Annotated in this window: 6 protein-coding genes; 1 reads left to right on the top strand and 5 read right to left on the bottom strand. The window is 45.6% G+C overall.

What is annotated here, in order from left to right; translation table 11 throughout:
* Positions 1-31 precede the first annotated feature (31 nt).
* A complete protein-coding gene (locus F9K33_16020; GenBank protein KAB2877630.1) occupies positions 32-940 on the top strand; it encodes a BamA/TamA family outer membrane protein in 909 nt (302 codons plus the stop codon).
* 158 nt (positions 941-1,098) lie between these two features.
* On the opposite strand, the gene F9K33_16015 is transcribed toward F9K33_16020, so the two are convergent.
* The 5 genes from F9K33_16015 to F9K33_15995 all read right to left on the bottom strand — a co-directional run.
* Positions 1,099-3,540 (bottom strand): PQQ-binding-like beta-propeller repeat protein, encoded by a 2,442-nt coding sequence (locus F9K33_16015; protein KAB2877629.1) that lies wholly within the window; start codon positions 3,538-3,540, stop codon positions 1,099-1,101.
* A 33-nt stretch (positions 3,541-3,573) separates the two neighbouring features.
* The gene (locus F9K33_16010; GenBank protein ID KAB2877628.1) at positions 3,574-4,803 is read right to left on the bottom strand and encodes a hypothetical protein; all 1,230 of its coding nucleotides are present in this window, start codon (positions 4,801-4,803) and stop codon (positions 3,574-3,576) included.
* A 36-nt stretch (positions 4,804-4,839) separates the two neighbouring features.
* A complete protein-coding gene (locus F9K33_16005) occupies positions 4,840-5,058 on the bottom strand; it encodes a hypothetical protein (protein KAB2877627.1) in 219 nt (72 codons plus the stop codon).
* Positions 5,059-5,264: 206 nt separating this feature from the next.
* Positions 5,265-7,001 (bottom strand): sigma-54-dependent Fis family transcriptional regulator, encoded by a 1,737-nt coding sequence (locus F9K33_16000; protein ID KAB2877626.1) that lies wholly within the window; start codon positions 6,999-7,001, stop codon positions 5,265-5,267.
* A gap of 78 nt (positions 7,002-7,079) precedes the next feature.
* Positions 7,080-10,179: protein kinase (locus tag F9K33_15995; protein ID KAB2877625.1), on the bottom strand; the 3,100-nt coding region annotated here is incomplete at its 5' end.

Genomic DNA, 10,179 nt, shown 5'->3' with positions numbered 1-10,179 from the left:
ATTCAATAAGTTCAATCGGTTTGAAGTGGACGTGACCCAGTTCGTAATAGCGCGGGAAACTTCTATTGCCAATGATATGAGACCGTTGCCGGGTGGGATTCCGGCCACCAAAGAAAATATAGGCGTTGGCCCGACCCGCCGCTCGCAGAATACGCTTATCGGCGCTTCGTTGACAACCGACAACGCGTTGAACACGTATTTTGGCCCGTTCGACGGGCGCCGCGCTCAGCTATCCGTGGTTACCAGTCCCGGTTACGGATCCAACGGTTTGCGCTTTACGACCGTTTCAGCGGACGCGCGCAAATACTGGTGGTTCAAGAAATATTACGCGGTGGCTTTTCGCGCGAGCGCGGGAAGCACGTACGGACGCGATCCTCAGCGCTTCTTCGTCGGCGGATTGGATAACTGGATCATCCCGCGGTTTCGCAGCGGCGAGATCATCGTTGACGCGCTGGAAGACTTTCTCGCCACTTTCGTTTCGCCTTTGCGCGGAAGCGATTATTACGAATTGCAGGGCACACGATATTTTGTAAGCAATCTGGAATTACGATTTCCCCTAATCCATTTTATGCAGCTGGGTTTCCCGATCCCATTGTTCCTGCAGCAGATTCGCGGCGTCACATTCGTCGACTTCGGCGCGGCCTGGGGCGGGCAGGATCAGACTTTTCAGGATCCGGACGGCAGCTTTCACAGGGCAAACTACCGGTACGTCGACCGCAACGGGAATATCGTTTATAACCGAGCGAAATTTGACTGGGGCCAGACCTTAAAAGGCGAACCTGGCGCCGTATTTCAGGACGCCCGCCTGGGCTATGGATTCGGCATTCGCGCATTTCTCGGGTTCTTTATCCTGAGGTATGATCTTGCATGGAATATCCGCAGTCCGCGTTTCGGCGGCGGAGACGCGAAACATTATTTCACGATCGGATCTGATTTTTAGAAAGCGGATCGGACAAAAACTAAAACCCCGTAGACATTTTATGTTTACGGGGTTTTTTGTTTAGGTAATTATTTAATGCTTCTTATTCTAAATTACTTTCAAATTTATGTTTTATAAAGTGTATAGCGGAATTTAATTTCGCTATACTTCAATCGAAACTAATTAACAAACTTATACGCCGTCATTTCTTTTCCATCTACGTCCAACAAGAGCCCGGCTTTGGTAGAAACCAGCGCCGGGAGAAATTGGTTGGATTCTTTTTTTGCTTTCCATAAGACCTTGTGCGCTGCCTCATCCACCAGATACATATTTTTGTTGGAGCAGATCACGGTGCGTTTTACGTCATTGGCAAATAACATCATCGCGGTCGTACCCGCGCCTAATTCATATGCCGCGGATGCCGCCGTGAAATCGTCGTCAATGTGCCATAGGGCCTTGCACGGATCGTTTGCATCACGCTGAATGCCCGCAATGCCATTGCCGCCGCCGATTAACATGTACGACGGCCGATCGATATTGATGCCGACCAATCCTAATTTAAGTTTTTTCTGCGAGCAATTGCCGTTCTGTGCCTTCTCGGCGTAGGCTTTATCGGTCACCACGTCTACAAGATAGACGGGATCCATTTTATCGAAGTCCTGAAACTTCCACATGACTTTACCTGTTTTACCGTCGATACCGACAAAACCAAAATCGCCTTTATCTCCGATCGGGGTCGGTTTAGGGTTATTTACGCCAAACAAAATATTTTCGTCAAGATAAAATCCGGTCCGAACAAACACATTGCCGTCTTTCACAGCCAATCCCTTACTGAACGGCAATTTGACGATGGGACCATTCACATCGCATTCCCAAAGTTTTTTCCCTCCTTTGATATCTACGGCAACTACTTTTTCATCCATCGACGCGCAGACGTACATGACGTCGCCTACGATGATCGGATCAGGATTCAGGTTGACGAAAGACATATTGCGCATAGAACTGAACGCGCTCGCGTACACGGCGACAATATTAACTGTTTGAGCCGTGGGCGGAACAATGGTGCTGGCATAGATCATCTTATAACTTTCATAAACGCAGCCCGGCGTTTTCCAATCGCCGATTTTGCTTGCTGTCCACTTCCCGTCTTTGCCGCATACGGTTCCGTCAGTCAGATTGATCAGAGCCAACCCCATATTCGTTACCAGCGCTATCAGATTTTTATCTTTAAAAATAAACGGACCGCTCGCAACGTTGGCGTAGGTTGTCTTCACATTTTTTCCAAATGCATTGGACCAGCCTGCGCGGGTCTGCGTATGCCATTTGATCGTACCGTCTTTAATATTCACGCGGTACAGGTGTACGCCTAATTCTTTATTGGTCATGAGGAACGCGCGTCGTCCGGATACGAATAAAAAATCATCTCCCTCGATCTTATACTGATCAACCATCTGTCCTATAAAAGAATTATCCGGCGTTCTCCATATTTTTTCAGCGGTTGCGACGTCGTATCTTATCAATACTTTATTCACGCTGACCAACCCGGCGACGATTTGATCGTTTTCACTATAGGTATATGACGCCGCGTCCGCGATTTCATCATCGTCTTTCACGTCCTCTTTCCAAGTCTGTTTTCCGGAAATACAATGAACCCCCACCGCTTGTTTTTCCAGATAGATGACTGCGGCATTACCGACGGATTCAGCGCACACTTCATCTTTCTTCACTCCGCCGCGCTCTTCACTTCCCTTAATTGCGGCAGACCAAAGTAACTTACCATTTTTGCCGTCCACTAATACGGTACTTTTTTTCAGAAAAACAATGATCGCGTCATTATCGGCGGCGGTCTTATACCAGGTATATTTTAAGTCGCCGTTGCTCGGTTCCGCGGATGCATACAGATCTTTGCCGGAATCGAAAGCAACCAGCCGGACGCTTTTTTCATAGAATACCACAAAATGGCCGCTTTTGATCTGGTGATAATAATCCGGCATGAAACCCTGATCGTTGCGGCTCCAGAGATCATTGCCGTTAGTATAATCGATCATGGAAACCGATTTGGAATAAAATGCGAGAAAGTTTCCGTTATCAAACAGTTTGTAATTACCTGCGCCCATATTCTCATCGCCGCGCGTCCACATTTCGTTGCCCTTAAAATCGGTAAACGTTACCGATTTCTGGAAAATATTGATATACCCGTTTGGGGTTCTTACCGATTCTACGAAATCCGATTCCGAAACTTCTTTTCCTGAACGCGGATCTTTCTTAAACGGCGTGCGGGATTTTTCCGATCCGTCGTTCATATTAAGTATGACAAATTCTTTTTTAGTCGTATAGGATAGCTGATCGTCTTTAACCAGAATTAACGACTTCTTGCTCTTGAAACCTTTTAATTCTTTTTCCCATAATACCTTGCCGTCCGCGGCATTGATCACTGATACGTAATCGTCTTCGCGAGAAAAAAAGGCCTGTCCGCCCAACACTTCCTGAACATTCTCCAGTTTGTTTTTTGTTTTCACTTTCCATGCCGGAGTTGCTTTGGCAACATCATCGCCCGCAAACACAGGGCGCGCGTATGCGACGCACCAAGCTAAGGCTGCAATTACAATAAAACGTTTCATGTCTCTCCTCCTTAATTAAATGAACGAATAGATTTAGAATACCACTCTAAATTTTAATCCGCTGGTCATTGCGGGCAATCGTTCGAAATATTGGCTGTAATTGATGAAATAGCTGAGCTTTACATAAGTATCTTCCTGAAATCCGAATCGTTTGAATCCCAATACGCGAAAACCGGCGCCAATTTCTCCGCCGAAACCATGTTCGCCTGTATATGCCTGTCCGCTTTCCGTCAGAGTCTGGCTGATGGCGTCTTCTTTGGATTTGTAACTAAGTCCGAGAAATGCCGCCGGCCGCCATGTAGTTCCTTTGGTGCCAATATCGGTGCTGAGGGCGTCGCTTTGATCGCCTAAGAATTTGAACACGGTAAATCGTATTTCATAGTCTTTGGGAGAAAATGACTTAGTTAATGTCTTGCCGCGCGATTCATAAAACAGTTCAAAATCCCAGCTCATCTTTTCCCAGTCCTTATAATCGATAAACTGGTGATACGCAGTAGAGATATTCGGAACGTATCGCGCTTTAACGAGTTTGAAATACTTTAATCCCGTGTTAAAATATTGGAAGTAATTTGTTCCGAATTCAATCAGATCCAGCGCATACGTACCTTTATTAATGATCTGTTGCGCATTGACCGCCGCCGCATTAGCTCGCGGTTTTGCCAAAGTCCCCGGATACATTGGCTGCGCTGAAGTACCCGGAGTGATCCTGTCAACTAAACCAAATTTGCTAATCCCCGCCCCGACAAAAGACCTCACGGGCGCGATATAGGATTTCCCGTAGAAAGAAACCGTTCCGCCGCTGACGGTAGCGTCGCCCTGCAGAGTTATCAGACGCAGATCCACGTTAGCGCCGAGTGTAAATGCCTTGTAATAACCGGCCGATTCGTCTTTATCTTTTTTGAAAAAATTTTTGAAGTCCGTTGTATACCCTAAAAAGTAAAATCCCCCGATCGGCCATCCGAAAGCATAACCAACCATCATCGGCATGATCGTTTTCCCGTCAGCGTCTTTTCCGTAATTAAAATCGTTGACTGCGGCGTAAAAGTGAGAATTCATTTCCGAAATATGTTTTTCCTGCGGAAACGCATCGGCCAATCCTTTCCAACGATCATACCCTGTACGAATCAAAGACAGTCGTTTATTGTAGAAAGTTTGATTGATGTATTCTGCCGTTCTGTCGCTCTGCGCGTTGACCGGGCCGGCCAAATAAAGTGTTGTCAAAAACAAAAATGTGCAGGCGCAAAACATTCGAAAATAACACATATCCCCTCCTCTGTTATGAAAAATGAATCAAGATTGCTATCGTTTTATTGTCGGAACCGCGTTTTGAAAGCGCTCTTTGAAGTCTTTATTTTTTGCGTCTAAAACCAAATAGTCGATGTCAATATTCGAAATAAGTTTCAGCGCCGTTTCCCAGCTAGACGCGGTAATAACATCACACCCTTCTTTTGCAAACAATTGGCGCATGGACGAAAGTTCATCGATATTCTGATTGAGAATAAGAATTTTTTTCTTCACGTATTTCTTGCAAGTTGTGTATTAGCTGCTATTGTTCAATATGTATACCAAAAACGACGGACGGCTCTAAATGTCGTTTTTACAATAATTGAATATCTCATGTTGAAAATCAGGGCTGGGAAATGAGGCGGGATGGTCACAATAATGCGACGCTTTTTATAGAATATATGTCGCGCACGGGTTACAAAATGCGGATAAACAGGCGTTTACTCGGAAATTCCGAGTTGATTAAGCATGCGAAAAAAATGCGTGCGGTTAATGCCTAGGATTTCGGCGGCTTTGGTTTTATTATTATTAACTTTGCGTAGAGTTCTGACAATGAACCATTTCCTGAAATCTTTTTCGGCTTCTTCGAGCGAAATATCGTTTTTGATCTTATATCCGCTGTCGACTTTGGCAATGATCTCAAGCGGCAGGTCGTTGATCTGGATCATGGAAGTGGTGGATAAAATGGCGGCGCGTTGTATAACGTTTTCGAGTTCGCGTATATTGCCGTCCCATTGATAGTGTTCCAAAATATCAACCGCTTCCTCGCTGATGGAAGTGATCTTGTTTTGGCTGTATTTTTGAATAAAATAATTAATCAGTAACTGTATGTCCTCTTTCCGGTCTCGCAGCGGCGGAACGACGATTTCAACGACTTTCAAACGATAATACAAATCTTCTCTGAATTTCCCTGCTTTGATCAATTCATCTAATTTTTTATTGGTGGCAGAAATAATTCTGATATCGATCTTGCGCGTTTCGGTACTGCCTAACCTCTCCAACTCTTTCGTCTGCACTACCCGTAGAATTTTAGCCTGCAAATTAACGGATAATTCCGCTATTTCATCGAGGAACAACGTGCCCTGGTGCGCTAATTCAAACTTACCCAATTTGGATTTGACCGCGCCGGTAAATGCGCCCGGATCAAATCCGAATAATTCCGACTCCAGAAGATCGGATGGAATTGCGGCGCAATTGATCGCAATAAACTTCTTGTCAAACCGGTCGCTGTTAAAATGGATCGCGCGCGCAATGAGTTCCTTGCCGGTGCCGCTTTCGCCGAGAATGAGAATCGGCACATCCGTCGGCGCTACTTTGGCCGACAACTCCAAAATGTGAACCAGCTTCTCGCTGGTGCCGACAATTTCCTTGAAATTATATTTTTCCCGCAGTTCCTGCAGCCGGCTCCGGTCGCGGCGCTCATATTCATACTGAACGTTTTTCATTTCGTTCAGTTCATTCACGCGAAACGCAATCTGTTTCGCAAAGGCCATCAGAAACGTTAAATCATTATCTGAAAAAGGTTTTATGTCGTCGCGACGATCGAGATACACTACGCCCAGTAAGGTTTTACGGTGAATGATCGGCACGCACAAGACAGAACGAAGCCCGAGCCGAACAAAACTTCCCTGTTTTGTAAAGCTATCCGTCATGGAATCGTCATCGATCTTCACAGGCTTCAATACATCGAGCGTTTTTTTAATGACGGAAGAACAAACCTCGTTGGCCGGATCGTCTATATTCTGTCCGTCAAAGTTTTTACTGACGAAATATTCTTTTTGTCCCGCCTCATCAACCAAAATTAAGAACCCGCGTTCCGCGCGCAAGTGGTAGGTTATCTGATCCATCGCAAATGCAATCAATCCTTGTAACTCGCTTTTATTAGAGATCAGCATCCCGGAGTTGTATAGGGCTTTGAATTGTTCTTTTTCCGTAGAAACGGCTTCAAGCTGATTTTCAAAGTTTTTCAGATTGCTGTCAAGCCTTGCAACATGGGTATTGACGATCCGATGCGCCTCCATATACGTCTTGAAGAGCTCGTTCAGCATTGTTTCTGCTTTACGGTAATCTTTTTGAGCTAAACTGGTGTTCAAACCGGAAAAAAGAGCAGAGAGTTCTTTAAACCCTTCATCTAACTTTTTATTCAGGTCGTCGAGCAGGTCGGTTATTTTCTGCATGGCAAGTGTCTGTGAGTAAAATTAATGAAGCAAAATACAAAGATTAATGGCGGGATAGCAAGACATTTGAGGCCTTGATCACAAAATTATTTCTTCAGGCCGCAGGTCGTCCAATATTTCTTCACATGTTTGGTATCGGTTGTCCGGATCTTTTTCAAGGCATTTCATTACGATTTTTTCATGAAACGGCAGTATCGTGGGATTTATTTCAGATGGCAAAGCCGGCTGATCGTTGAAGATCGAATGGATCATGGCGATTTCATTTTCACCGCGGAATGGCAGGCTGTTGGTCAGCAATTCATACATCACGACGCCGAATGAAAAGATATCCGATCGATGGTCCGTTTTACCGCCGGTGATTTGTTCCGGAGCAACATAACCGAGGGTGCCCATGATCGTTCCTACTTGCGTCATCGTCGTCACCAGCACCGATTTTGACAAGCCAAAATCCATAATCTTCGGATTCAAGTGTTCGTCCAGCATGATGTTTTCGCACTTGAAGTCTCGATGAACGATGCTCTGCTGGTGAATGTACGATAATCCCTCGGCGACGCCTATTAACAGGCGCTCCAGTTCGTTTTGTTTCAGCGGAAAATTATTTTTTAAATACGCTTTGAGGTCGCCCCTTTTTAAAATCTCCATCGCAATGTATCCACGCCCCATCCACTCTCCCGTAGCGTAGACCTTCACAACAAAAGGATGCCGTAATTTGGATAAGATGCGTCCTTCCCGTACAAAACGCGACCGGTTATCCGGATCATTCATCAGCTTTTCGCTGATCACTTTCAGCGCAACATGAATGCGCGAGGTCTTATCAAATGCGCGGTAAACGACGCCCATGGCGCCTTCACCGATAACGTCCTTGATTTTGTACTGTGCGATAATACGCAAAGACCGCCGTTTTTTAAACCCTTTCCAACCCTTTATTGAATATTTGTACGCGATCGGTAACATGACGAGAACAAACACAATGCAGCTTATCCGGAACCAAATCGTCTGCCAGAAAGCAGGAATGATTTCAAAATCCACGGCCGATGGTTCGCTCCACACACCGGATGCGCCTCGTGCCCTTGCTCTGAAAACATATTTGCCGGGATCTAAATTAGTATAAGAAATAAAATCGCGAACTGTCGGTTCTTCCCAATCGTGATCATAACCTTCAAGCATGAACTGATAAATCATATCTTTTTCTGATCTCAGTTCTATCCCGACCACTTGAAAATCCAGAGAATTTTGGCGAAAAGATAATTGGTTTAATACCTCCGTCGATATTTCCTTTCCGAAGGAACGTATTTTGTCTATATAAACTAGCGGCAGGACGATGGGTATCTGTTTTTCACTCAACTTGAACCGGCACGCGCCTCGCGGAGTTCCAAACCATATATCGCCTTGTTTGTCTGAGATCATGGCGTTTTCATATACCTCATCGCTTAAGAGTCCTTTTTTCACTGAATAGGTCTCTATGCTTTTGCCATCCCATATATTCAGGCCTTGCACGGTTCCAATCCATAGACGTCCCAGTTTATCTTCCTGCAGAGCGACTACGTCGTTGGAAGTAAGGCCGTCCCGTTTAGTAAAAGTCTGAATGATGCCGTCGCTAAATAAGATCAACCCGGCCTGCCGTGTGCCCAGCCACAGGTTGCTGTGCTTATCTTCATAAACCACTGTAACCTGATTGGACGGGAAACCGTTGCTCTTGGAAAAAGTTGTAAAGGGATTCAGATTTTTGTAAAACCGCTCCGGATCCCAAACCGACAGGCCGCCGGCTTCTTTAAATCGGCTGGGCTGTCCGCAGCCAAATAGAATACGTCCCTTCCGATCTTGAATCATACTGAAAACACGAAGACCTGCAAGTCCCTGGTTTGTGCCGAACTGAACAAATTGTTTATCGGGCGAATAGCGTATAGCGCCGTATGCATCGGTGCCAAACCAGATATTTTTCTCTTTGTCTTCCAAAAAACAAAGAACATCGGATAAATAAATATTTTTTTTGTTGAATGGCGTGAATTTTTTTCCATCGTACACAAATACGCCTTGCCCGGTTGTTGAAACCCATATTCTGCCTTGCGAATCTTCCATCAGCCCATAAACGGACTTGCTCGGTAATCCGTCTTTTGCCGAAAAAACCGTATAGGAATTTCCATCATACCTCGTGAGGCCGCTTTCATAAGAAGTGAACCAGTACGAGCCATTGCGATCCTGAATCACGTCCAAAACATAATTACCGGCCAGGCCGGATTCCTTATCATAGTTGACAAAAGGATATGAAACCAATTTGACCAGGCCGCTATTGGCCGTCCCGATCCACAACGTGCCTTCGCGATCTTCAAAAGCCGCAGTAATGTTATTCTCCGGCAATCCGTTTGCGGTCGTCACAAAATGGAGCACGCCGCCGTTTTTAACTATCAGACCGGAACCAAATGTTGAAAAAAGGAAAAAGTTTTTCCGAGTTTTGACTGTGCCATAAATTTTTGTATTAAATGATTCCGGAAGCGGATCCGACAGAACTTCGGCCTTCCCGGACGTCATTTTTATTTGTTTAATCCCGTGATCGAACGACGTGATCCAAATTAGCCGGTTTTTGTCTTCTTCAATTCCGCTGATGCCGGAGGCATCCGGGAACGGTGAAACGGCTTGTATACTTCCGTCTTTAAGCCAGGATACTTTACCGGTGAATTCTCCAAACCATACCGTGCCGTCGGACGCAACACATATTTGATCTATACTCCGCCCATCAAGCAATTTTCTGATATGAATATTTTGAGATAAACTGTCTGTTTGAATGATCGTAACGCCGTTTTTGGTGCCAAACCACACGCGGCCGCCGGTATCCGCCTGCACGGACAGCACGGCGTTATGGCTCATGCCGTCGCGTGTCGTAAAGGCGCGTAGATCGTAATTTCCAAATCCGTTACGCATAAATTTTACCGCGCCGCCGCCGAGCGTTCCAACCCAGATATGCCCGTAACGATCTTCGCAAATAGCGCGCGTTGCATTATAAGAAAGCCCCTCGTCCGTCGTAAACACTCTAAACTCTTTTCCGTTATACATAACCACCCCGCCGCCCGTTGTGATCCAGAGATTCCCCAGACGGTCCTGCATGATCCGCTCGGCCGCAAAAGGAGGCAATCCATCGGCGGTGGTATATACTTTTAGGGAGAGTTTCTGAGAAAATAAA

The organism is bacterium, assembly GCA_008933615.1.
Taxonomy (GTDB): Bacteria; CLD3; CLD3; order SB21; family SB21; genus SB21.
The sequence above is the reverse complement of the archived record's forward strand: the minus strand, read 5'-3'. Positions and strand labels throughout refer to the sequence as shown.